Genomic DNA, 24,771 nt, shown 5'->3' with positions numbered 1-24,771 from the left:
TTTTGGATTTATTATTGCGCTGTCCTTGTCCATGGGACATTTAGAAATTGTTTCGGCAAATACGAGTAATCATAGGTCATATTGAAATCCCAATTTCTCCAATCCCGCGCGGACTTCTTCATTTTGCATGAACAATTTCCAAAGCAGACCGCTCCTGTGGTTTTCGATCATCACGGGGATAGGGCCTTGATCAATGGCCAAATATCGAGGTAAATACCAATTGTGGGTAAAGCTAAAAGCATCGTAAGGCCCGTATTTTCCAATGAGGCTGTCCTGCTCTTCGTACATATGCCTAAGGAACCTAAGGCTCTGTTCCGGTGTATAGGGCGTGGAGGAAAGGGCAGCCGTGGGCGATATAACCCCCAAATCCCTATCCGGACGATGGGCCGAATATCCTTTCATGGAATAGCTAGAGGTAAATCCCCACATGTTTTCCCCATACCCTTGGTAGCCCATAGGATTCTCCAGGGCATGTTTGTAGTGGATAAGGGCATGATTGGTATTGAGTTTCCAATAATCCCCAAATTGATCGTTAAGTCCGTTGGGATCCAGGCCCAAGTAGGAATAATGGGCCCAAAAGAGCGGGCCTACAGGGGAACTATCGTTTTCATAATGGTCCAATACGGTCCTCAAGCCATAAAGGTCCGTATCCTGTGTTATACTCCCGCTCCGGGCCCATCCTTTCTCGTACACTTCTTTTTCTATGGCATGCGTTGGTGATGCCGCTGCCAAAATGTACATAATGAGGGCTTCGTTGTACCCCCCTACGGGAAAATCCATCTCCCAGGCATAGTTGGGGCTCCAGTGCCAATACAGCACCTCTTCGCCCCCTTTGGTGTACCAGTCCCACTCTACTTCTTCCCAAAGTTTTTGAATGTTTTCCGTTAGTAGTTTTTCCCTGGCATTGCCTTCCTTAAAATATTCATGTACGGTGAGTAGTCCTTGAATCAAAAAGGCGGTTTCCACCAAATCCCCGCCATCGTCCTTGGTACTGAACGGTTTGGTCTTTCCGGTGGGGCCGTGCAACCAATGGGGCCACGCGCCATGGAACCGATCTGCCTTGGCCAGGTAATCCATGATTCGTTCATAGCGTTCCAGGGCCTGATCTCGCGTAATAAAGCCCCGTTCTACGCCTACCAAAATGGCCATAAGTCCAAAGCCCGAACCGCCGGTGGTTATGACATCCCTATCGTTAGAGGGGTAGATGTCATCCAGATGGATACGTTCTCGGGCCAAGCCCGATACGGGTTCTGCCCCGTCCCAAAAATAATCGAAGGTTTGCCGCTGTACTTTGTCCATAAGTTCCTCATCGGTAAGCGACATGGTATTGGGATCCGTGGTTTCCTCGGATACCACTGTATCTTCGGTCTTGGTAGTTTTAGGGCCATTGCACCCCGCTACTAAGGGTGCAACAGCCAACAAAACTAAACTCAAACCTAACTTAACTAACTCCTTCATATATCGTTTTAATATCCTGGATTTTGTTCTAGAACGCCGTTGCTCAATGAAATTTGGTTTGCAGGTATGGGAAATAGTTCGTGCACACCATCCGTAAACTGTGTACCATGGGCACGTAGCACTTCGCCGGCCCTACCTTGCCGTACCAAATCCAAAAAACGATCGCCTTCCAAAGCGAGTTCCACACGTCTTTCCCTCCATATCTCCATGCGCAATGCGGCTTGATCCGTGGTGTTGGAATCTGCAAGTCCGGCTCGGGTTCTGATCCGATTAAGACTTTGCAGGGCAGCCGCAGCGTTGCCCTGTTCGTTGTTGGCTTCCGCATTCATCAATAAAATATCGGCAAAACGTAAAATTTTCAAATTGGCATCCGCATTTTGCCTGCAGTTGTTTCTTCTATGGTCAACTTCAGGAATGTACGTTTTTTGATTATACCGAATAGGATTGTCCGGATTGTTCCCGGCGGTGATCAAATCGCCTTCGGGGGTAGTTTCGCCCACAAAAAGTATGGTGGCGTCCATGCGAAGATCTCCAGGCTCGTAGGCATTGACCAAATCTTCGGAAGGTGAGTTGAAGCCCCAACCAAACTGTCCCCTTACCCCTTGATGTTGACCGTATTGGGAATCGGCCTGACAGTTTCCATCCGCGGTGGACTGCACTTCAAAGATGGATTCTATATTGTATTCGTTCTGGGGACGGAAAAATTGATAGTAATCCGGAAACAGATCATACCCCAGACCCTTTACTTCTTCGGTGAGCGACAATACCTGCGCCCAGTCGCCCCGATACATATAGGCCTTTGCCAAAAAGCCCTTTGCAGCTCCTTGTGTGGCCCTGCCGACATCCGCGCCACTATAGGACACGGGCAAACCTTCCGCAGCTTGCGTTAAGTCGGCTATGACCAGCGCATATACCTCATCGGCAGAATTTCTTGGAATGTTGTAAATACCGTCCTCGGGCAAGGTCTCATAAAGGGGAACCCCACCGAAGGCTCTTACCAAATTAAAATAGTGATAACCCCTAAAGAATCTTGCTTCGGCCAACAACCTCGTTTTAAGGCTTTCATCCATGGAAATGTTAGGTACATTGGCCAGGACTTGATTGGCATAGTTGATGCCCCTAAACTGTCCGGTCCAGTAATTATCAAATAGGAAGGCGGAAGAATTAAAGGTAAAATTGTTAAAATCGTTCAGAAAGGCAGCATCTCCCGGGTTGCTTCCCTTGTCCGAATCATCAGAGGGAATTTGCAGCACCCCCGTGTATGGAAATCCTGAGGTAAACCATTCTATCTGATAGGCATACATCTGATTTACAGCCTCAAGGGCGTGTTCCTGGGTCACAAAAAACTCCTCTGCCGGCGTAGCATCCTCCAAAGGAATTTCCAAAAAATCTTCTTCGCAGGCCAAAAGGGCCACGCAAGAACATATTAGTGTGATTACTTTTTTCATAGGTGTCATTTTATGCTCCTGTAAAACAGGAGCGAGTTAGGTTTTAAAATTTTAAGCTTACCCCTAAATTATAAGTGGCCGACAAGGGATATACGTTATTATCGATACCCGCATTGACCACAATACGCTCGGGGTTGTTATTATCTCCGATGAAGCTATTTGCATCGCGGTTGAAACTAACACCACCGCCATTAATTTCGGGGGAAAAGCCATTGTAGCTAAAGATGGTCAATGGATTCTGTGCATTAAAATAAATGCGCAGGCTTTTCCAAAGGGCTTTATCACCAAAGATGGTATCAGGCAGGGTATAGCCCAATTGTATGTTCCGTATTCTAAAATAATCCCCTTTTTCCACATAGAAATTACTGGGTCTTGAGGAATTTTGATCCGAGTTGGGTGCCGGATAGTCGGTTACGTTGCTTCCCGGAGTCCATCGATTTTCATAAAAATCCAAATCCCAACTTTCATTTCCAAATCTGGAATTCCTGTTAAAATTGTAAATCTCATTTCCGGCTACTCCTTGGAAATCCATGGCGAAGTCCATGTTTTTATAATTGAGTCCAAATCCAAATCCGTACGTGAATTCGGGAATGGGGCTGCCAAGAAACGTCTTGTCATCCTCTCCGATAAGGCCATCACCGTTTCGATCTTGAAATCTGAAGGCTCCTACCCTGGATCCCAAGGCGGTTGCCTCGGCCTCTGTTTCTATTACCCCATCGGTAACAAAACCATAGTATGAGCCTACCTCGGCGCCTTCCTCGAGACGAATGATCGGGTTGCCAAACAAAGCATCGCCGGTGTTCAGGAATGAGGCTCCCAGAATTTCGGTAATCTCGTTGCTGATGGTGGTCAAATTTCCATAGACGCTGTATTGAAAATCGTCGGAGATATCATCGGCCCAATTAAGGGAAACCTCCACCCCGGTATTCTCAAAGCTACCTGAATTGGTCAGTAGTTGGGCATTGGTAGCCCCTGAAGATGCCAATTGGGAGATGCGGAATACGGCATCTTGTGTTTCCCTGTTGTAATAATTGACCTCCCCAGTAAGCCTGTTATCGAGCAATCCAAACTCCAGTCCTACATCGTACTCCTCCACAATTTCCCAGAAAATACTGGGATCCGAAAACTCGCTGATGGATCTGCTGGGTGCTGCCTGACCGCCAAAGAAGGTAACTGTCGGGTCTGTTGCGGTGACGTCAAAACCCCTAGGTACATTGGCATTCCCCAACTGGCCCCAGCTGGCTTTTAACTTTAGCGTGGTAATGCCTGAATTTTCCATAAAGGCTTCGTTGTTTATTACCCAACCCACACCAACAGAGGGAAAGACTTCGGTATTGTTCTCCGATGGGAAGCTCGATGAGCCATCTCTCCTGATCGTTGCATTCAATAGGTATTTGTTGTCAAACTTGTACTGTAACCTTCCAAAGAGCGATTGGAACCTAATTTTTGAGCCTTGATCATTGACCTCCTCGGTATCTGCATTTCCAAGGTCCAAAAACAAGACCGCATCATCCCCGTTGAAATCCACCTCGTTGGCAAACCCCTGCAATCTAAAGGAGATCCGCTCTTCTTGGGAGAAACCTCCTAGTAGGGTAATATCGTGCTTTCCAATGGCCTTTTGCCAGGTTACCGTATTTTCCCAAAGCCAGTTGTCATTTTCAAATTGATTTCTTTCCAACCTACTGACAGGAGATTGCTGCGCGTCGTTTACCCGAAATTCTGGCGTATATCTGAAATTTCTGCTCGAGGAAAAATCCCCGGAAAAACTAACACGGACCTTCAATTCCTCAATGGGGCTGATTTCCGTATAGATATTGGACAGCACCCTATTTCCTTTGGCCTTTCCCCGGAAGAAGTCGAGCGTGGCCCTTGGATTACCAAAATTTCCTACCGCCTCGGCTGAGCCGTACGAACCGTCCGCATTGAAAGCGTTGAACAAAGGAGGCGCTATAAAGGCCTGATAAAAGGGCTCATTGGCCAAGTTGTTTTGGGTATCCGTATAGGCCACAGAACCGCCTATGGTAACGTATTTACTCAGGTCGATGTCCAGACCTATCCTCCCCGTCAATCTTCTAAAATCGTCACCGGAGTTGATATTGTTTCCCGCATCCAAAATCCCTTCCTGTCCAAAGTAGCCCACACCAACATAATATCTTGTTTTCGCCGAAGACCCTGTTATGGATACATTGTGCGAAGTGGTCAGCGGTGCGCTCCGCAATATTTCGTCGAACCAATCCGTGTCCCCATCAAAATCGGCGACACTAATCCTGGTGTCAGAGCCCTCAAAGGCCTGTTTTTCATTGAAGAGTTCCACATACTGGCTGGCATTGACCAAATCGGGCACATTGGTAACCCGCTGAAAGCCGATAAAGCCATCGTAAGAAAAGGATACTTCCTCTGTTCCTGCTTTGCCTTTTTTGGTCTTGATCACAATGACCCCGTTTGCCGCGCGTATCCCATAAATGGCAGAACTTGAGGCATCCTTCAAGACACTCATACTTTCAATATCCGCTGGGTTTAGGTACTGTATATCATTAGTAAGCACCCCATCCACCACATAAAGGATATCGGCGTTACTAACACTTCCTATTCCTCTGATCCGTACGTTAGGTGCTTCTCCAGGGCGTCCGGAATTGTTGATGGTAACTCCTGCCACCCTACCCTGTACGGAGCTTAAGGGATTGGCATTGGGTTGTCTGGAAATTTGTTCGCCGGTAACGACCTCGATGGAACCGGTAATGTCCTCCTTGCGTTGGGTACCATACCCTATAACGACCACCTCGGCCAAAGCCTGGGTATCCGTAGCCAGGGCCACCGTAATGGTACTCCTTCCGTTTATCTGTACCGTTTGCGTAACAAAACCGATATAGCTGATGACCAAAGTGCCATTTCCGGGAACGTTCTCTAGGACAAAATTCCCATCAAAATCGGTCTGCGTACCTGTCGTAGTGCCTTCAATGATGACACTGGCCCCCGGTAAGGGTTGTCCTTGGTCATCGGAAACACTTCCCGATACCCTTATTGTATTTTGGGCCCAAGTGGTAAACCCGAACAATACCAATAAGATTAATACTAATGAAGTTCTAATTTTCATAATAGTTTAATAATTGAGTTAGATTATTGCTAAATTACCAAAGTGGGCCCGCCATACCGGGTACAGCTGCTACATAAAAAATACATCAGCGAAATATGCGGTGGTAAGCCATATGATTACGGGTTTTGCAGTAGCGAAGTCTGTAAAGAAATCTAAAAATTTAACATTGTGATGCGGTAATGATGTAGTCGATAAAGGGAAATCTTAAAGCTATCCTAAGGTATGGGACGTCCTAAAAGGTTATTAGGAAATTGGAAAGGTTCTCGGAACTGTCTATCTTAAGTTTTTTTCGGAGCCTGTAGCGATGAATTTCCACGCCCCGTATCGTAATGGCCATCAAGGGGGCGATCTCTTTGGTGGAAAGGTTCATTTTAAGATAGGCGCACAGCTTTAGGTCCTTGGGGGTAAGTCTGGGATATTCCCTTAAGAGTCTTTCGAAAAAGTCTTCGTGCAGCTCCTTAAAATTGAGCTCGAACCTTTTCCAGTCCTCCTTGTCCTTAACCGAATTGTCCAATCTTTTGACAAAGGAGCGGTACCGCTGCGAATTGGAAAACTTGTCCTTGTTGAGTACGAGCATATTTTTGAGTTCGAGCAACATCTCGTTCTTTTTTGCAATATTCAAGGTGGTTCCCGCCAGCTCTTTCTGTTTTTGTTTGATCTCCTTGGCCAATTTTTCCTTTTCCAGTTCTGCCAATCTTTTTTCGTGCTCCTTTTCCATCTCCTCCATAAGCTCCTGTTCTTTTCTACCGAGCTTTCTCCTGTTGTATCCCCGAACCAGGGCAATTCCCCCTATAACCATGGCCAAGTACAGGGCCATACTGGGTTTGGACAGATACCAAGGGCTGGCTATACTAAAGTTTATGGTATTTGGAACGGAAGTGTTGTTATCCATACTCACCGTGGACACCTTGAGTTGGTAATCCCCATAGGGCAGGTTCTGAAAACTAATGGTCCCGCTGTCGACGTAAGAGGAATAGGTTTCGGACCCTATCAATTCATAGTAATAACGGGGCTCTATAAGTGCTGGTGAAGCAACTTTGATGGTTACTTCCTGTGCGTCCTTGAAAGGAATTTCTATGGAAGAGGCCTGTAAGGGATAAGGTTTCTTCTCATCCATGAAAGCACTGAGTTTTGGTGTTGGCAGAACAAAATGCTGCAGTTGCTTCCGCAGTTTATACAACTCTATTTTTCCAAAACCGTCGCCAAGGGTAAAGAAAAAGGTGGAATCATTGGATTTGATGATATTCTGCGATTCCGGAACCAAGCGCTGCCTCAACTGGGGATCTGCAATGACCAGACTGTCGTTTTTAAAATCGGTATAGATGATTTCCTTGGTGCCTTCATTGTCCACAAACCAGAAATAATCGTCATGATAGATGAGCTGCATGTTTTTGTAGGGATCAAATTCCCTAAAGGGAAGGATACTATCCAAAATTGGATCATATTTATACCATACGCCCTCGCTGCAAAAAACGATCTGGTTCTTGATATTAAATAGTTTAATATTATAATTATTGGGAATCACGGACTGATCAAACTCCTTGGTGTCCAGTATGTTGTTGTATCGGCCATCGATTTTTATCCTATGGAATCCTTTGTATGGATGGGCCACCCAAATGGTAGAAGGGTCTTCAAAGCACAATTGCTTTACGGGGAAATCTATTCCACGCACCCGCTCCACGTTCCAGGACCCATCCTTTTCCTTTTTGTATTTGGCCAGTCCGCTATACGTGCCCTGCACATGGGTCTCGCCCTGCTCCGGAACCTTGGCAATTTCATACCCCCCCGCTATCGTGGAGATTCTTTGTAATTCGCCCTCTTCTATCCTATAGGTCCCGGTATTATGCCCACATAACAGGTCGCCATCTACGACCTCCAGGTCCCATACATGGCCCTGGGAACCATTCACAAACCTTAACTCATCGTCCTCAAAATAATAAATACCGGTATTGCTGCCCAGGTACAAGAGTCCCTCGTGGAAGGCAATATCGTAGACCGTTCCCAAGACTCCCGAAAAATCAGTGAAGTAGGTAATGGGATGGTTTAACTTGATCCTATCTATTCCATTGTCGAGTCCCACCCACAGCTGTTCCCTAAACTGCCCCATGGAAAGGACGGTGTTGTTTTGAAGTCCGGTTTTTTTGTTCAGGTTATCCACTTCCCCACTGGCCTCATCATAAAAGTAAACGCCATTTTTGATGGTTCCGAAAGCGATCTTGCCCGTATCGAGCTTAATCATTTTGTTAAGTTGCTGCTGCTTCAATTCGGTATTGAGCTTCGTGTCCCAGGGAGAAAGTCGGTCCCCTTTAAAAATATAACAGCCGTTTAGTTTTGTACCAATAAGGAGGTCATTGCCCAGAAAAGTCATATCGGTAATAGTCTTACCACGCAGTAGGTCTTGGTTGTTAAGAGGTACCAGTTTTTTATCAATCAACTCAAACAGGCCATCGCTTCCGCCTCCAATGATCACCCTTTCGTCCTTGATGATGATATCTGTCATGATCGAATAAGGATCTACCACTGTTACCGTATTGTCCTCATAGATATAGATAGAGGAGAAGGTTCGAAGTAAAATGGAATTTTTAAAAGGTACAATCTCCCAAAACTCCTCGCTGGTGAAGGTATGCCCGCTGATCAAATGGGTAAGCGAGGTATACTCCAACAATCCAAAATCGTTTTTTTTCCAAAACCCGAACTCTTCGTAGGATCCAGTATATATTTTATCGCCTACGCAGGCCACGGAACGGATGATTGTTTTGTTGGGCAGTTTGTTCAGGCTCCATTGTTCCCCGTTAAAATAGAGCAGCCCCATATGGTTGGCCACAAAAAGTTCCCCCTCTGCGTTCACGGTCAGTCCCCAATTCTTACTGGCTCCTTTATACTCAAAAATCTTATAGTTGTATACTGGGGGCACTACATTCTGGCCCATTGCGGTAAAGGGAAACAAAGAAAGAAAAAAAAGAAAGTACAGGGCCCTTTTCATACCGTTCCAGATAAAATTTTCGGGAGTTTAACAAAGCATCCCTCCTTAACCGATTCACAAATAAAGTCCTTCGGGACGTTTTATACAACAAGCCAAATTACTATTTATTGGGTTCATAACTGCAGTAGCACCCTACATCATTTATACATCATGCACTGTGGATCTCCGTAGAGGTCCCTTGGGGACTGCTTTCATCTTCTACGGGAATTGGACGCTACTAGGTCTTGGGAGCCCTTATGGCTTTGAGGTAGCGGTGCAATTCCTCCCGTACCTTGGGAAACAAAAAGAACAGGCCTATAATGTTCGGAAAGACCAGGGCCAATATCATGGAATCGGAAAACTTGATGACAGCATCCAGGGTGATGGCCGCTCCAAGAATCGTAAAAAGCAAGAAAATACATTTATACGTGAGGTCCATGGACCTGCTCCTTCCAAATAAGTATTTCCACGACTGCAGTCCATAATAGGACCATGATAAAATGGTTGAAAAGGCGAAGAGTACCACGGCCAAAACCAAAACATAGGAGGAACCGGGAATGGCCCCGTCAAAAGCCAGGGAAGTTAAATTAACGCCCCCTACCCTGGTACCGTCTGCCATTAGCGCCTGGCCGTTGACTACGTCGCCATAGGCAAAAGCACCGTCCATATTGAACATAATGATAACAACCGCCGTCATGGTGCAGATTACCACGGTATCAATGAACGGCTCCAATAAGCCTACCAAGCCTTCCGAGGCCGCAAATCTGGTATTGACGGCAGCATGTGCTATGGCGGCAGAGCCAGCCCCCGCTTCATTGGAGAATGCGGCACGTCGAAATCCTTGAATCATAACCCCTATAAATCCCCCGGTGATGGTGGCCCGCGGTGTAAAGGCTTCACTGAAAATCAAGGAAAAAGCATTGTCCACATAGCTGATATTCGAAAAGATAATGAAGAGGGCGGCAGCCACATATAGGGCAGCCATAAAGGGGACCACCTTTTCGGTGACCTTGGCAATGCGTTTAATACCTCCGATAATAACGATGCCCACGAAAATGGCAAACACAATACCCACAATGCTTCCGGAGGCTGCACCGTGTAAATCGAATCGCTCTATGATTTGGGCAGCGGCCTGATTGGTCTGGAACGCGTTTCCACCACCAAAGGAAGCCCCCACGCATAAAATGGCAAAAACCGCGGCCAACACCTTGCCCAGTTTTTGAAAGCCTCGCTCCTTTAGTCCTCGGGATAAATAGTACATAGGACCCCCATAAACGTTTCCCCCTTCGTCTATGTCCCTGTACTTCACCCCCAAGGTGCATTCCACGAATTTGGACGACATGCCCAAGAGGCCGGCCACAATCATCCAAAAAGTGGCCCCCGGCCCGCCAATGGAAATCGCCACGGCTACCATGGCAATATTGCCCAAGCCTACTGTACCCGAAACGGCAGTGGCAAGGGCCTGAAAGTGATTAACCTCCCCATGATGGCCTTCATCCCGTATGGTATCCACAATATCACCATCCACGGCATGAACATGCTTTAGCCCGGGAGGTCCCAGGGTTTCCAATGCATCATATTTGCCCCTGACCACCTGGATGGCCGTGAGAAAATGCCGTAGGTTGACAAAACCAAAATAGATCGTAAAAAAAAGTGCTCCCGAAAGCAGTAAGATCAGGACCAGGGGGATGCTAAAACCGAAGAGGGGAATTTCGGTGAAAATCAGTTTTTCCCACCAAATGGCAAAAGGCATAAAGGCATCATTTATACGTTCGTCCAATCCTTTGGTCTGTGCCTGGATCAAAAAAGGAAATAGGATAAAGCCCATAAGGGCCATCAATTGTTTTTGCCTCAAATTCATCGTGGTCGGTTTATGATTTGAGGGCAAATTGCAGTTAATAATCTTCCTTGGGGTTTGAAGTCAGAAAAAAGTTAAAAATGTCGGTAAACCCTATTCTGACAAAAACGATGGGGCGGCCTATTTTACAGGGAAATATTATGGGGCGGTACGGCCAAACGAATTTTTCGCTCGCGCTTTTCCGACATCTCAAAAAGGGTGTTTTTCAAGGGTTTTAGATGATGGTCCCGGGTCCAGTTCTCCTTTCCAAAAATCCCATCCAACAGGGCAATGAGCAAACGCTTTATTTCATTATAGTCATTGATGTCGAAATTTTTTCCCGAAAACATAGGGCCCTTTGGCTTGATCTCGAGCCAATCGTCCGAACCCTCCTTCCTACGTTGCGCAAATTTCAGCAGTAGTTCGTACAACGCCGGTGTAAGGGCCACTTTGCGGACCCTGTCGCCTGGAAATCCCCTTAACAATACAAGCTGCTCCCGTTTTCCCTTTGTGTTTTTTTGCTTTTGAAAACCGATGTGAAAATGTTGTGGTTTTGGAATTACGTTTTCGGCGAGCTCCTTTACCCAACTAAGTGCCAGGGCAAAAAACAACATGATGAGCGAAGTCTTAAAGATTGCCGAGAAGAGCGTAAGGTTAACGGATGAATCGGTCAGTTTGTAGCCTTGGGCGATCAAAGTAACCAAAATACAGCTCAGGGACAGCCACGCCAGCGCCTTTAACCTGCGCTTTGCAAAGGATTCCCAGAGTACATAGCCCAAAAATCCCAGGGTGAGGACCGCGTAATAGACATCCAATTCGTTAATAATGCCCAAGACCTTTCCAGAAATCATTTTGTTGATGGTGGGCAATAGCGAAAAAAGGAAGGGCAATCCCACGATATAAATCCAATAATTCGATTTTATGATATGTCCTATGGGCCTGGGCAAATACCGGAACCAAGGCAGTGCCAATAGGATAAACAGGCTGTTGAAAAGGGACAATATGCTCCGCCAGCCATCTATCAGGATGCTCGTCTCCAGTTGAATATGTACAAAATATACCTCTAACGCCCCCGATATGCTCCAGCACAGCACGGACAATGCCAACCACACCTGTCCAAAGTCGTTTTGCCGTTTTCCGATATGCCACCAGATGGCAATCAGCGCCAGAAAGCCGAACAAGCATACGGCGAACTGCCACCATCCATAAAAGGAGAGCACATCCTGGGTGGCATTGGTATGCAAAAGAAAACTAATAGACATGACTTTGAAGTACCAAGGTAGTCCAAATATAGCCAAAATGGCCGGAGTACTTCCTGATCGTAAATGGTTTTGCCAGCGTAGGGCATGATTTGCGGAAGCATTGTTATACTTTTTGATCTTTTACTTATCCATTTTTTTCTACAGGGCGGGAATACTTGACCTAAGCTCCAAAAAAGAGTACATTACAAGAACGTTTCATCACAATCCACAGAACACCATGAAAAATACCGACAAAGGCAAAAACAGACGATCTTTTATCAAAAAACTGACCATGGGCTCGGCCCTGGTGACCGCTGCACCCTATGTATTTTCCTCCCCATCACAAAAACAGCGGTTGTGGTTGGAGCGATCTTACGAAGTCGAAAAATTTAGTGCCAATGACCAGATCAACCTTGCTTTGATCGGTTCCGGTATCCAAGGCATATACGATACCACCGCTGCCCTTAAAGTAGCCGGGGTACAACTGGTTGCTGCCTGTGATCTCTATACCGGGCGACTGGATCGGGCCAAGGAACTCTGGGGGGCACAGCTTTTTGTAACACGGGATTATCGCAAGATCTTGGAACGAAAGGACATTGATGCCGTAATCGTGGCTACTCCGGACCATTGGCATAAGAAAATCACTATTGAGGCCTTAAAAGCAGGGAAGGCCGTCTATTGTGAAAAACCCATGGTACAACATTTTGATGAAGGCCATGAGATTATCAAAGTCCAGAAAGAGACCGGCAAAATCTGCCAAGTTGGAAGCCAGGGGATGTCGTCCCTGGGTAATGAAAAGGCCAAACAGTTATATGAGGAAGGCGCCATCGGAGAAATGGTGATGCTGGATATGTACAACGATCGGTATTCCTCGGAAGGGGCCTGGCAGTATCCCATTCCCCCGGACGCCCATCCGGATACGGTAGATTTCGATACGTTTTTAGGAAATGCGCCCAAAGTGCCCTATGACGCCACGCGATTCTTTAGGTGGCGGAATTATAGGGACTATGGCACCGGTGTTGCGGGCGATTTGTTTGTACATGCGTTTTCTACCCTGAATTTTATTTTGAGCTCACAAGGACCCAATAGGGCCCTATCCACGGGTGGACTGCGTTATTGGAAGGATGGGCGCGACGTTCCCGATGTTACCCTCACCTTTTACGATTATCCGGAATCCAAGACACATGCTGCCTTTAACGCGTCCTTTCGCGTGAATTTCATTGCCGGTTCAGGCGGTGGTGGCGGTTTTAGACTTATAGGTACGGAAGGGGAAATGCAGGTGAGTGCCAATTCGGTAACACTGAAGCGTTCCAAACTGGGGAAAACGCCTGGCGGGTATTCCCTGGTCGCCTATACCGAGGAAACCCAGCAAAAGATACGTGACGGTTATGCCGCCAAAAATTTGGAAAGCAGGGAGGAGATCCTCAAACTCGGGGAAACCACTTTTGAGGCCCCAAGGGGTTACAAAGGCGACCATTACGACCATTTTTATAATTTCTTTCAAGGCGTACGGGGAAAGAACACCGTGGTGCAAGATCCTACCTTTGGACTGCGGGCTGCGGGAGCCGCGCTATTGGCCAATGAAAGCTATTATCAGAGTAAGGCCGTTCAATGGGATCCAAAGGCGATGAAACTGGTGTAAGCCCAAAGTATCCCAAATAGGTCTAGACAAAAAAGAGGCGCATTACAAGATTATGGAAGTTTTCCCTACCCAAATCTTGCGTCCTGCACTTTTTGATTTCGCCCCGTGACAGGGAAATGGGCCCGGGTCCATCCGTAGCACCACAAGTTTCCCTTATATGAGGCCCGCCATGGGCCGTTTCATTTTTTCTTCAGTCCCTTGTATCGTACTGCGATGTGATAATCGGCAAATCGTAGGGGACCAAAATCCTATCCATGTTATAAACACTTAAATACTTTTTTCAAAAATGCTGCGTTACTGATTTGTAAGAAAATTCTTTAAATCATTATCCCATGAAAATATACCAGCACAAGATCGTTGCGCTTGATGACGTAGATCAAATTGAAATTCCGTTTGCCCCAGAAGTTTTTTTCCTTTTTGCTTCCCCCACTTTTCCGGAGACCCGGGAGTTCGTAAAAAGACTAAATGAAAAGTTTGAAAATACCATTTCCATAGGTTGTTCCACCGCTGGTGAAATTATGGGAAACGAGGTGTTGGATTCCACCATTACCCTAACCGCGGTAAAGTTTGATAAAACCACTTTAAGGACAACGGACATTGACCTCACCACCTATGACCTGGACTGTTTTGGCGCAGGAAACGAGATTAGCGAGAATCTGATAGATAAGGACCTACGCCATATATTTATTTTGAGTGATGGTCTTAATGTAAACGGTGCCGAACTGGTGAAGGGCCTCCACTCCAAAATCGACAAATCCATAAGCATTACTGGGGGTTTGGCAGGAGATGGAGCGAATTTTGAAAATACTTTTGTCATCCATAATGGTGAAGTACAATCCAAAAAAATTGTCGCCCTGGGGCTTTATGGTCCGGATTTAAAGATTGGGTTCGGATCTAAGGGAGGATGGGACAGTTTTGGTATTGAGCGCTTGGTGACGAAGTCCCATAACAATGTGCTTTACGAATTGGACGGTCAGCCCGCATTGGAACTTTATAAATCCTTTTTGGGCGATAAGGCCAAGGACTTGCCCAGCTCAGGACTGCTATTTCCATTGAGCATGCGGGACGAAAACAACAAGATTCCCGTAGTAAGAACCATCCTTTCGGTCGATGAGGCCGAAAACAGCCTGACATTTGCCGGGAATATTCCCCAGGGATCCTATGTTAGACTAATGAAAGCCAACATTGATAGAATCATCGATGGGGCGGGACAATCGGCCCTGGTTACTACGGACAAAACCGAATATCAGCATCAATTGGCCTTCTTGATCAGTTGTGTGGGCCGACGCTTGGTGATGAAACAGCTGGTGGAGGAAGAAGTGGAAGCCGTTAACGAGGTGCTCGGGGACGGGGTCCATACCACGGGCTTCTATTCCTACGGGGAAATTGCCCCTTTTGACAAGTTCTCTCCTTGTTCCCTGCATAACCAGACCATGACCATTACAACTTTTTCGGAATGAACAAATTGCACAGGCTTTTAAAGAGGCAACTTAAAAAGGTAGACATCGATCCGGGGACCCGGCTTCAGTTGGAACCTTTTTTGGAGCAGGTAAACCAGGCCTATACCGCCTTTGATAACGACCTGTCCCATATGGAGACCATTTTGGAAAAAAGCTCGGTGGAATTATATGAAGCCAACCAGCAATTGAAGAACAATGTGGAGTTGATCACGGGTCAACTGTCAAAGATTGCCGGGAATATCAAAGATGTTATTTTCGAAATGGACCTAGGCGGAAAATGGTCCTATCTGAACCCTGCCTGGGAAACACTTACGGGCCTTAAGGTGGCCGATAACCTGGGAAGGCCCTACTATGAATTCCTTAGGGATGAACATGGTAAGCCACTAAAGAAACTGATCAACCTGAACGACCCCAATTTTAAGCCCTTCAGCAAGCGCGTTAAATGTTTAATGCCCGATCGCCAGATCAAGTGGTTCGACTTTTCCTTGAAGGCCGTTAAATCGGACAAGGGCAAAGCGGAGGGCTATATTGGTACCTTGGTGGACATCTCCGATTTAAAGGAGACCGAATACGCCCTGATCCAAGCAAAAGAAAAGGAGACCAAGGCCAACAAGGCCAAGGACGATTTTCTATCCACCATGTCCCACGAAATAAGGACGCCCTTAAATGCCGTAATTGGCGTAAGCCACCTCTTGCTTATGGAAGATCCCAAAAAGGAGCAATTGGAGAACCTTCAGGCCCTTAAATATTCATCGGAACACCTTTTGGGCCTGGTGAACGATATTTTGGATTTCAACAAAATAGCTTCCGGTTCCCTTCAATTGGAGGAGGCCGACTTTAGCCTGGAGCAGGTACTCAACGGACTACAAAGTATTTTCCACAACAAGGCAAAGAAAAAAGACATCACCTTCGTCATAAAGAAGGACAATTCCATACCAAAAATATTGGTCGGGGACAGTACCCGGATCTCCCAAATACTGACCAACCTTATCAACAATGCCATAAAATTTACGGAAGAAGGACGTGTAATATTGGACATTGAAATGGCCGATGAAACCGATGACACCCATCTTTTACGATTTGAGGTGAAGGATACCGGAATTGGTATCCCAGCGGACAAGCAGGGGCAGATTTTCCAATCTTTTGCCCAGGCCAATACCGATACCACGAGAAAATATGGCGGTACCGGATTGGGATTGGCCATTTGCAAACAGCTGTTGGAAATCATGGGCAGTGCTATAAGTTTGGAGAGCGAAATTGGAAAGGGATCCAGTTTTACCTTTTATCTGAATTTGCAAAAGAGCCATTTAACCGATTTTCAGGAAGAAGAGGAAGATATTGTCAATTATTCCAATATTCAGGACCAAAAAGGTCTAGGGGGCATTAAAATCCTTGTGGTAGAGGACAACAAATTGAATATCATGGTCATCAAAAAACTGTTCACCAGATGGAAAATTGATTTTGATATTGCGGAAAACGGCTTAATTGGCCTAAAAATGGCGACGGCCAACTGCTATGACATGATTTTGATGGACCTGCAGATGCCGGTCATGAACGGATTTGAGTCCTGTAAATCGATCAGGGATTCCCACAATCCCTTGAACAAGGTGGTCCCCATATATGCCCTGTCCGCCTCTACTGGTGTAGACATCAAAGATGAGATCAAGGAATACGGAATGGACGGTCTTATCTGTAAACCTTTTGATCCGGCAGGACTTTATAAGACCCTGGCCAAAATAGCCCAGCAAGAACGGGTAGCGTAGGACTTCATTTATACCACCAGATTCACCAGCTCCTCGCTCCCCATACCGGGAAAGATAAAGTCTCCTGTTGTTTATTAATAGATAGGCAGTATCATCATCAATCGCGTTGGAGGATTGGCGCATACTTTAAGGAATGGAGGCCGAAGAAACGTCCTTGTGGCCACAAATACTTTTATAACCATCAAAAATCCATTAGTTTAGAGGTGTGAACAACATAATAATTGATTGCAAGGGATTTTTCCAATGGAATCATAGCCGTAACCTTTACGCTAATATGAAAAAAATCTTTCTTCTTACAGTGATTTTGTTTATCAATTTATCCGTTTTAAGTTGTTCTTCGGGGGATGATACGGAAAATGGAGGTGCCGAAACTGGGATAGCCCTACCCTTCGAAAGCCGTCTCTTCTTTGAAGACAATGGCGAGCTCGACCCCGAAAGAAATGCCATCGAAACGGTAATCCGGGAAACTATTTCATTGGTCAACCAAAAAATGTCGGTCGAGAATCTGAACATACGGATAAAGGCTTCACCATCTAATGCAATTCCAGAAATTGGGATCGGTGGATTTAATCCAAACGCAGGGGAGGTCATACTATCAATTGATCCAAACTTTACCAATCTGGCGCAGTCCATTGCAACTGAACTCGGTCCGCTATTGGCTCACGAAATGCATCACGCAAAACGTAGGCGTACGGTCGGCTATGGTTCAACTTTGCTCGAAGCCAGTGTTTCGGAAGGTTTGGCCGATTGTTTCGCAATGGAAATTACAGGTATCGATCCACCTATCTGGTCCGTAGCACTTACAGGAAGTACGTTGGAGGAATGGATTGACATCGCTGGGGAAAGTTGGAACGATAGCTCTTACAATCATGCGAGATGGTTTTTCGGTACAAGTCCTGATGTTCCACGATGGACGGGATACTCCATCGGTTTTAAATTAGTAAAAGATTATATTGCTGCCAATCCGACGAGGAAACCTTCAGATCTTTTCAACGAATCGGCGAGTTCGTTTGACCAATAAAAAATTAACCTAACAACCAGTGCCAATTACAGCTACAACCCGCTTGTCCTCCAAGGGCGGATACAAATTTACATTGCGGCGCCAAATGTAAATAGAAGGCCGAACGACTGGCTCCAACAGTTTTATTTTCTTCCACTATCAAATGATGTCCTTTTCCAAAGCAAAATAGGTCTTCCCCTATAGGATTGGTCGATTCGCTTCTTTTGACAGGCTAGATTTGTATTCCAATAATTCAAAAAGTAGCATCATGAAAAACAAAGGGATAGTGGCTGTTTTAATACTATCGTTAGTGGCATCAACAGGATATGGCCAATCCAAACTGGACAAACACCGCGCACAAGCCAAAAAAGAACTGGAAAAAAGAATTGAAACCTTTGTCAAAGATTTCAACGCCGGAAATGGCGAAGGTTTTGCCGATATTTTTTCAAATAGGTTTTATGACGCCGCCCAGCGACAAGCGGTAGTGAAAAATGTGAAAGGCGTACACCAGTATTATGAGGTGCACTATGAATTGGAAATTGATACCTTGATCGTTGACCACCACATGGCATACGACAAAGGGAAGATCATTACGACCCTAACACCAAAAGGAGCAGGTGAAAAAATCACCGAAACCAACGCCTATATGGAAATTTGGGAAAAGGAAGCGGATGGTAAATGGCGTATTGTCGATGCCATAAAGCACAAAATAAACAAAGCTCCAAACGCTACCTCGGACACCACCGATGTGCCCAAAGAATGGGTAAAATACCTCGGTGATTACTACACCGGTGGCACTGTATTTAAAATATTGGTATCGGAGGATAAAAAACGGCTAATGATCTTTCTCGAGGGCCAGTTAAACCATACCCTTACCGAAAGCGCTAAAAACGTTTATTCCATTGACAGCGCACCGGGTATCTCGGTAAAGTTCAAAGAAGAAAATGGCAAGATTGCCCTACTCGAGTTTGTACAACCCACAGGTACCATCATTGCCAATAGAAAGTAGTGATATCGTACTATGCTATTCGTTCCTATGTCTTCGATTTGGAAGTGGCTTTTTCGAACCCGGTATGCAATTGCCCCATAGAAAAATGACCGGTCGTACCATATATGAACTGGTAAGCGTATTACAGGCACGTTTCATTTACTCACTTTAACACCCTTCAAAAAATATCAAAATCATGGAAAAAAGCGCAAGACAGATCGCCCTGAGGTACGGACTGTATTTAGGATTATTTTTATTTGTTTATGGCCTGTTTTACCGATTGGCCGAGGTGTCGCACAGTTCACCACTTGGTTATATTTTTTATATCGCCCTGCCGATAGGTGTCTTTTTGGCCATACGGCAGTTCAAAAGAAGGAACAGCATGGCCAACTTTAAGAACAGCTTCATCATTAGTGCCATTGTGGTGATCATAGGCAGTGCTATCTATTCCCTATTTGTATATGTCTATAATAAATTTATCGATGATGGGCTCCTAAAAATCATAAGGGAAGAGAACATGGAAAAAATAGGCAACAATGGCACCTTAACGGAAGATCAGGTGGAACAATCGTTAAAACTGGTCGATATTTTGTCACAACCGGGGGCATTTTCAATAACCATATTTATACAACTATTGGTTTTTGGTATCATAACAGCGCTGTTACTGGTATGGTTTATGACCAGAAAAAGGTAACTTAGATACCTGGTTTTATGGTTTAAAAGCTACGGTCCATGCACTTGATATTCATAGTCGCCTCATCGGTTTGTTTGCTTTTGGCGGTATTGATCCTAAGCAAACGGCACAACAACATTCCCAATACCCTTTTAGGCATTTGGCTGTTGTTAACGGCAATCGAATTTACCTTTCAATACGGAATGGAAATAGAAATTTACCTGATCTATCCCCATATCCTAGGGGTTTTGGATTTCTTTCCATTACTACATACTTCGCTACTCTATATCTATGTATTGGCCATAGTTAACGACCCTTTTAAAAAAACCTATTTTCTGTTTTTAATTCCTTTTTTTATTGGCCTCATAGCCTCCATTCCTTTCTTTGTTTTGGGCGGTGATACCAAAATAGAGCTCTATACCGGTACCCGGGACCGTCAACTGGCCTTTCAAAATACAACCATTCTGATCTTGGCGATGGTCCATGCCCTTATTGTGGCATCCTACCTGGTTTTGAGTTTAATAAAACTCAACACCTACCTGATCAAATGGAGGTCACAGATACGGTCGCTAAAAAATAACGGCCTGTTTTGGTTAAGAAACCTGGTGTTGGGGTACTTGGTACTTTGGTCTATCGTTGCCGTATCGACCTTGACCAATATGGCCGACCTGCAAAATACGGGATTGTTGGTATTCGCAGTTTTCATGATAGCCCTTGGGTATTTGGGTTTAAAGCGGACCCATTTATTTGTGCAATCGACCCCTATATCGGATAGTGATACCACTGAGGTTTTTAAATATCAGGACTGGAACGTATTTACCCCCTATGCCCATTCGGGTTTAAAGGAAGAAACGGCAAAGGTGTATTTAAATCGCCTTGAGGCCTATATGAAATCCGATACCCCCTATTTGAATCCAAAATTGACGCTGACATCACTTTCGGATCAATTGGATATTTCCTCCAATCACTTGTCCCAGATCATCAATGAACGGTTACGGATGAATTTTTCCGATTACATCAATTCGTATCGTGTCAAGGAATTTAAGGATAGGATTACTTCCGAGGATTCAAAAAAGTACACCGTATTGGGCTTGGCGTTGGAATGCGGCTTTAATTCCAAATCTTCGTTTAATAATGTCTTTAAGAAGCTAACCGGTGAGACGCCCACTTCTTATATTAGTGCGACCCGTGGGGAAAAGGTCTCTTGAGGAAAGATGTTTCGTGTAAATACGTTCGGTTTTCCCATACTTCGCATGGTATAAGTAGAACCACTATTGATGCAGGTTTCATTGTATTCCGAGATTGGAGAAAATATGAAAAGGCTCAGCTTTAAAAACCGAGCCTTTTTCAAACACTAACCCCACTAACACTATATTCTTATCCTATTAAAGAATTATCCACTGTAATCTTCACTTGTGGTCGACCAACCAATTCCTGAGCGGTTCCCAAACCATTTGTGCAGCATCTTCTGCCATGAACATATCCGCATGGCCATAATCTATTGCACGTAGCTCATCAGGTTGTTTGCTGGCAATATGTATACTGACATCCTTACTACTTGTTACGCTGGTACTGTAAACGCCCTGTTCTCCAAAACCGCCAGCCGCACCAAGATAAAGGATGGGTATTTTAATCCTATTCAGTTGTTTTTCAACAGTACTTACGTTTTCTTCACAGAATTTACCAAATCCTTCGACCGCATTGTAGGTTGGTTGATGAGGCGCTAAGGAAACCAATAGTTTAAACCATCGTTCCGTATCGGTGTATAAAAGCCCTGTTGGGGCCTGTCCATCAAATTCGCCCCCTAAAAAGTGCCAGTTGGGTGCTTGAGGTGAAGGGCCGGGTACAGCGGCGGCGACTATGGCAAATTGATAATTTGTAAGGCCCGGTGCAAAGGGAGAATCCCCGGTTGGGTCCGATAGGGCAGCCCCGCCAACCGCTGCAAAAGCAGCTCCATTGCTGGTTTGGTAAACCCCGTCCAAGTAGTTCGCTTCTGCCGCACGACCAGCGTTACAAATATTTTCCCGGTACGCATCGTCTTCAGGGCTATATAGCATCGCCCAATCTGCCGGAATAATCCCTTTGATATCCCTTAGAATTCTATGCTGGCGAGTTTCCTTATAAGCAGCGTTATAGGTAAGGAATCCGCCGTAGCTAAAGCCCAATAAATTCATTCGCCCAAAACCCTGTCTGGTCAATCCCCTTACCAATCGGGCGATGGCCATCGATTTCATAACGTGCCTGGTATCTTTGGTCGTGCCCCAGTCTTGAAAAGAAGAGAAGTCCGTGGTTTCCAAAGGTACCAGGGTCCAGCCCAGATCAATGCCCCAAACATCAATATTTTGCGAGGCCAAAAAATAGGGCGAGGAGTTTTGTTCATTGGGCGTATCCACTCCCGGGCGAAGAAAAATGTCATCAAAGTCTTGCGATGACCCGTGTACCATAAAAACATTGCCCGAAGTTCGTACAGGACGGTACTTTCTCGCTTCTCTTACCACGCGATGGATCCGTACAATATCATAGGGGCCCTTGCCCATACGGACCAAAATTTGGTAATGGGCAATGTCTCCTGAAAGCACAGACCTTTTGATTTCAAGGATACGGCAACTTCTCCTATATTGACCTCTGTGTTTAAATTCAGTTTGGGAAGGTTTTTGCACAGCACCCTTATCGGATATATCCTTGATGGTCATTTGTCCTTTATCAAGTCCCGATACGGCCAGTAAGGCCCCATTTGTGCTTTGGAGATCTTGGGTATCCCTGGTGTCCTTCTCTTCAAAAAAAACCAAATCTCCTTCGGATACTTGTTGTAGAGCCTCACTTAGTTCATCTTGATCCTCCACCAAAACAAGGGATTCATAGGATAGGTCTTCCATAAAAGTTACCCATTCACCATCATCCGATGCCGGATCGATGGAGATGTACTCTTGCTCATCGCTGTTATCACAGCCTATAGCCACTAACAGGACCATACTTAGAAAAGATTTGGCCATAAAATTCCTGGAAAACATGTTTGCAGTTTTCATAATTAAAAGATTTTTTGGTCGTTACGACCTGATTAAACATTGAGAATGATTGGCCAATCATACAGCGAACGCTTATCCCAAAGGTCTAAAAAAGCGTGTGAAGATAGTTTTGACTATGTAGTGATTCGTTTAAATTTTTAATCCCATTATGTTGAATTATTTAAACTATGTTGCAGAAACAGCGGTTGGAGGTAAATTTAAATCGATAAGAAATTCTTGAAACCTGGGGTCTTTTCTAAAAGCGTCGATGCCTGGCCAAACCCTGAGCCAGGGCACATAAACGTCTGATGGCCTGTGAAGTAACCATTTAAAAGCTTCATTGTTTTTACCAAGTAAGGCGTAAATCGCAATAAGTCCGAAGGCGTTTCTGGAGGTCACTTGTCCCTTGCTCAATTGACCCGCAATTTCAAGGGCTTTTTCATTATTTCCCATACTGGCATAGGCCGTACCCAAAGCCCATAAAGAAGCTGGGTTGATCTCAATGGCCTTTTGATGGGCCGCAATGCCCTTCTCATACCATCCTTTTGCAATATAGATATCACCCAAGGTTTTCCAAGCCGGGGCAAACTCCTTATCCATTTCCAGTGCCTCTTCCACTTCCTGGATTGCTTTGTCATAATTGCCCATCATGTAGTAAAGCAGTCCCATATCGGAACTGATCATTGGAGCCAAGGGGTCCAATTGCTTCGCCAGTTGATGTTCATGAATGGCTTCTTCCCATTTTCCCAAAAGAATCAGATACCAAGCATTGTGGTAGCGATTGTAGGGCAGATTGGGGTTCAATTGCTCGGCAGTTGCGAATGAGCGCTCTGCGGCTTTCCAATCCCGTTCGTAGTATAATTGGATCATGGCCAAAGCGGAATGGGCCTTTGCGGATTTAGGGTTTAGCTCCAGGGCTTTTAAGGCAGCGGCCTTACCTCTGTGCCAAGGCGAATTCATGGGATCTGGCCCATGTCCCAGAAGCGCGTAACCCTCGGCCAATCCGGCATAGGCAATGGGGTCTGCGGGGTCAATTTCCACGGCTTGGTGCAAGTATTCAAGACCCTTGCTAAAATCTTCAGCGTTGGATTTGGTAAGGTAGTGCATGCCCCTCAGATAGGCCTTATAGGTTTCGGGATTGGAATTTTGATGTGAAATCAGTTGTTCTTTGTCTTCCTTGGTCAAACTAATCTTAATGGAGTTTGCTATGTCTTCGATAACCTTACTTTGCAAGGAAAGGATTTCATTGATGCTTCGATGATAATCCTCTGCCCATATATGCTTCTCCTCGGGATAGACATCTATCAACTGCAATTGCAGTCTTAGACTATCGCCCTGGAATACGACCGAACCCTCAATAATGGCATCGACCCCAAGCTCATTTGCAATGTCCTTCATTAGTCCATCCCGGTTTTGGTATTGCAAGGTGGATACTCTTGAAATTACCCTTAGCCCTTTAATGGTACCCAACTCCCCTATCAACGCATCATGAATACCGGCCGTTAGGTATTCTTGCTCCGTATTGTCCGATAAATGATCCAACGGTAAAATTGCGATTGATTTTAGTGCCTTTGGGGAGGTACTTGTTTGTTTTGACCAATTGATGGTTAGAAATACCAAAAGAAGTACTGCGACCAGCGTGGTAATCATTAACCATTGTCTTGTGGCCGAGGTTTTTTTACTGGCGTCGCTTCCCTCTCTTTCCACACTTTTGTCCGAAGAAGAGGTTTTTTCTTTTGAGGTTATGGGCGTTTCGACCGAACCATTCTCTTCTACATCTATATGGTGTTTTGCCTTACCAGGTGAATAGCCATAGCGGTTGTGAAAACAGGTGTTGAAATAGGAAGTACTGCTAAAGCCTACCTTGTAAGCAATCTCAGAAACAGAGGCTTCATCGTTCTTAAGCATTTTCATTGCTTCATTGAGCCTTATTTCCCGAATAAATTGACTTACGGACTGTCCGCTTATCCTTTTTAGCTTGCGGTGCAACTGGGAACGGCTAATGCCATAAACGAGGGCCAGGGTCTGGACACTGAAATCTTCATCGCCCAAGTTCTCTAGGACAATGTCACCAAGTTTTCTGAGTAAAACTTGATCCTGACCAAGATTTTCATCTCCAAACTTTTCCATGTACCTCACAAATTCATCAGGGGAGAACCTTCTTAAAGGTACTAAAATTTGGCCACTAAAATCACTTCTA

At 45.3% G+C, this 24,771-nt stretch carries 15 protein-coding genes; 7 read left to right on the top strand and 8 right to left on the bottom strand.

Translation table 11 applies throughout. The annotated features are described in order from the left end of the window. Window positions 1–69: 69 nt before the first annotated feature. From ACRD67_RS20185 to ACRD67_RS20160, 6 genes are all read right to left on the bottom strand, one after another. Window positions 70–1,458 (bottom strand): glucoamylase family protein, encoded by a 1,389-nt coding sequence (locus ACRD67_RS20185; protein ID WP_430969101.1) that lies wholly within the window; start codon window positions 1,456–1,458, stop codon window positions 70–72. Window positions 1,459–1,466: 8 nt separating this feature from the next. Further along, complete coding sequence (locus tag ACRD67_RS20180; protein WP_430969100.1) at window positions 1,467–2,906, bottom strand: RagB/SusD family nutrient uptake outer membrane protein; 1,440 nt, start codon at window positions 2,904–2,906, stop codon at window positions 1,467–1,469. Between the two features lie 43 nt (window positions 2,907–2,949). Beyond that, on the bottom strand, window positions 2,950–6,000 hold the full coding sequence (locus tag ACRD67_RS20175) for a SusC/RagA family TonB-linked outer membrane protein (RefSeq protein WP_430969099.1): 3,051 nt from the start codon (window positions 5,998–6,000) through the stop codon (window positions 2,950–2,952). A gap of 232 nt (window positions 6,001–6,232) precedes the next feature. Continuing rightward, window positions 6,233–8,983 (bottom strand): helix-turn-helix and ligand-binding sensor domain-containing protein, encoded by a 2,751-nt coding sequence (locus tag ACRD67_RS20170; protein WP_430969098.1) that lies wholly within the window; start codon window positions 8,981–8,983, stop codon window positions 6,233–6,235. A 217-nt stretch (window positions 8,984–9,200) separates the two neighbouring features. Continuing rightward, window positions 9,201–10,823, bottom strand: a complete 1,623-nt coding sequence (locus ACRD67_RS20165) for an alanine/glycine:cation symporter family protein (RefSeq protein ID WP_430969097.1) — start codon at window positions 10,821–10,823, stop codon at window positions 9,201–9,203. Between the two features lie 122 nt (window positions 10,824–10,945). Further along, the gene (locus ACRD67_RS20160; protein WP_430969096.1) at window positions 10,946–12,061 is read right to left on the bottom strand and encodes a hypothetical protein; all 1,116 of its coding nucleotides are present in this window, start codon (window positions 12,059–12,061) and stop codon (window positions 10,946–10,948) included. A 217-nt stretch (window positions 12,062–12,278) separates the two neighbouring features. Between ACRD67_RS20160 and ACRD67_RS20155 the strand changes: the two genes are divergently transcribed. The 7 genes from ACRD67_RS20155 (at window position 12,279) to ACRD67_RS20125 (ending at window position 20,774) form a co-directional block, all read left to right on the top strand. Beyond that, window positions 12,279–13,682, top strand: a complete 1,404-nt coding sequence (locus ACRD67_RS20155) for a Gfo/Idh/MocA family protein (RefSeq protein WP_430969095.1) — start codon at window positions 12,279–12,281, stop codon at window positions 13,680–13,682. 332 nt (window positions 13,683–14,014) lie between these two features. Beyond that, the gene (locus ACRD67_RS20150) at window positions 14,015–15,142 is read left to right on the top strand and encodes an FIST signal transduction protein (RefSeq protein WP_430969094.1); all 1,128 of its coding nucleotides are present in this window, start codon (window positions 14,015–14,017) and stop codon (window positions 15,140–15,142) included. Next, window positions 15,139–16,905: a PAS domain-containing hybrid sensor histidine kinase/response regulator gene (locus ACRD67_RS20145; RefSeq protein WP_430969093.1), complete on the top strand. Its 1,767-nt coding sequence runs from the start codon at window positions 15,139–15,141 to the stop codon at window positions 16,903–16,905. Before ACRD67_RS20150 ends, ACRD67_RS20145 begins: the two co-directional genes overlap by 4 nt. Before the next feature lie 274 nt (window positions 16,906–17,179). Beyond that, window positions 17,180–17,926: a DUF2268 domain-containing putative Zn-dependent protease gene (locus ACRD67_RS20140; RefSeq protein WP_430969092.1), complete on the top strand. Its 747-nt coding sequence runs from the start codon at window positions 17,180–17,182 to the stop codon at window positions 17,924–17,926. 247 nt (window positions 17,927–18,173) lie between these two features. After that, window positions 18,174–18,914: a YybH family protein gene (locus ACRD67_RS20135; RefSeq protein ID WP_430969091.1), complete on the top strand. Its 741-nt coding sequence runs from the start codon at window positions 18,174–18,176 to the stop codon at window positions 18,912–18,914. 175 nt (window positions 18,915–19,089) lie between these two features. After that, complete coding sequence (locus tag ACRD67_RS20130) at window positions 19,090–19,587, top strand: DUF4199 domain-containing protein (protein ID WP_430969090.1); 498 nt, start codon at window positions 19,090–19,092, stop codon at window positions 19,585–19,587. A gap of 38 nt (window positions 19,588–19,625) precedes the next feature. Continuing rightward, window positions 19,626–20,774, top strand: coding sequence for a helix-turn-helix domain-containing protein (locus ACRD67_RS20125; protein WP_430969089.1), 1,149 nt, complete (start codon window positions 19,626–19,628; stop codon window positions 20,772–20,774). A gap of 201 nt (window positions 20,775–20,975) precedes the next feature. On the opposite strand, the gene ACRD67_RS20120 is transcribed toward ACRD67_RS20125, so the two are convergent. Next, on the bottom strand, window positions 20,976–22,592 hold the full coding sequence (locus ACRD67_RS20120; protein ID WP_430969088.1) for a hypothetical protein: 1,617 nt from the start codon (window positions 22,590–22,592) through the stop codon (window positions 20,976–20,978). A 165-nt stretch (window positions 22,593–22,757) separates the two neighbouring features. Continuing rightward, entirely contained in the window at window positions 22,758–24,701 is a 1,944-nt protein-coding gene (locus tag ACRD67_RS20115; protein ID WP_430969087.1) for a helix-turn-helix domain-containing protein, read from the bottom strand. Window positions 24,702–24,771 lie beyond the last annotated feature (70 nt).

Source organism: Eudoraea algarum (assembly GCF_050589645.1).
GTDB lineage: Bacteria > Bacteroidota > Bacteroidia > Flavobacteriales > Flavobacteriaceae > JBNGOQ01.
The sequence above is the reverse complement of the archived record's forward strand: the minus strand, read 5'-3'. Positions and strand labels throughout refer to the sequence as shown.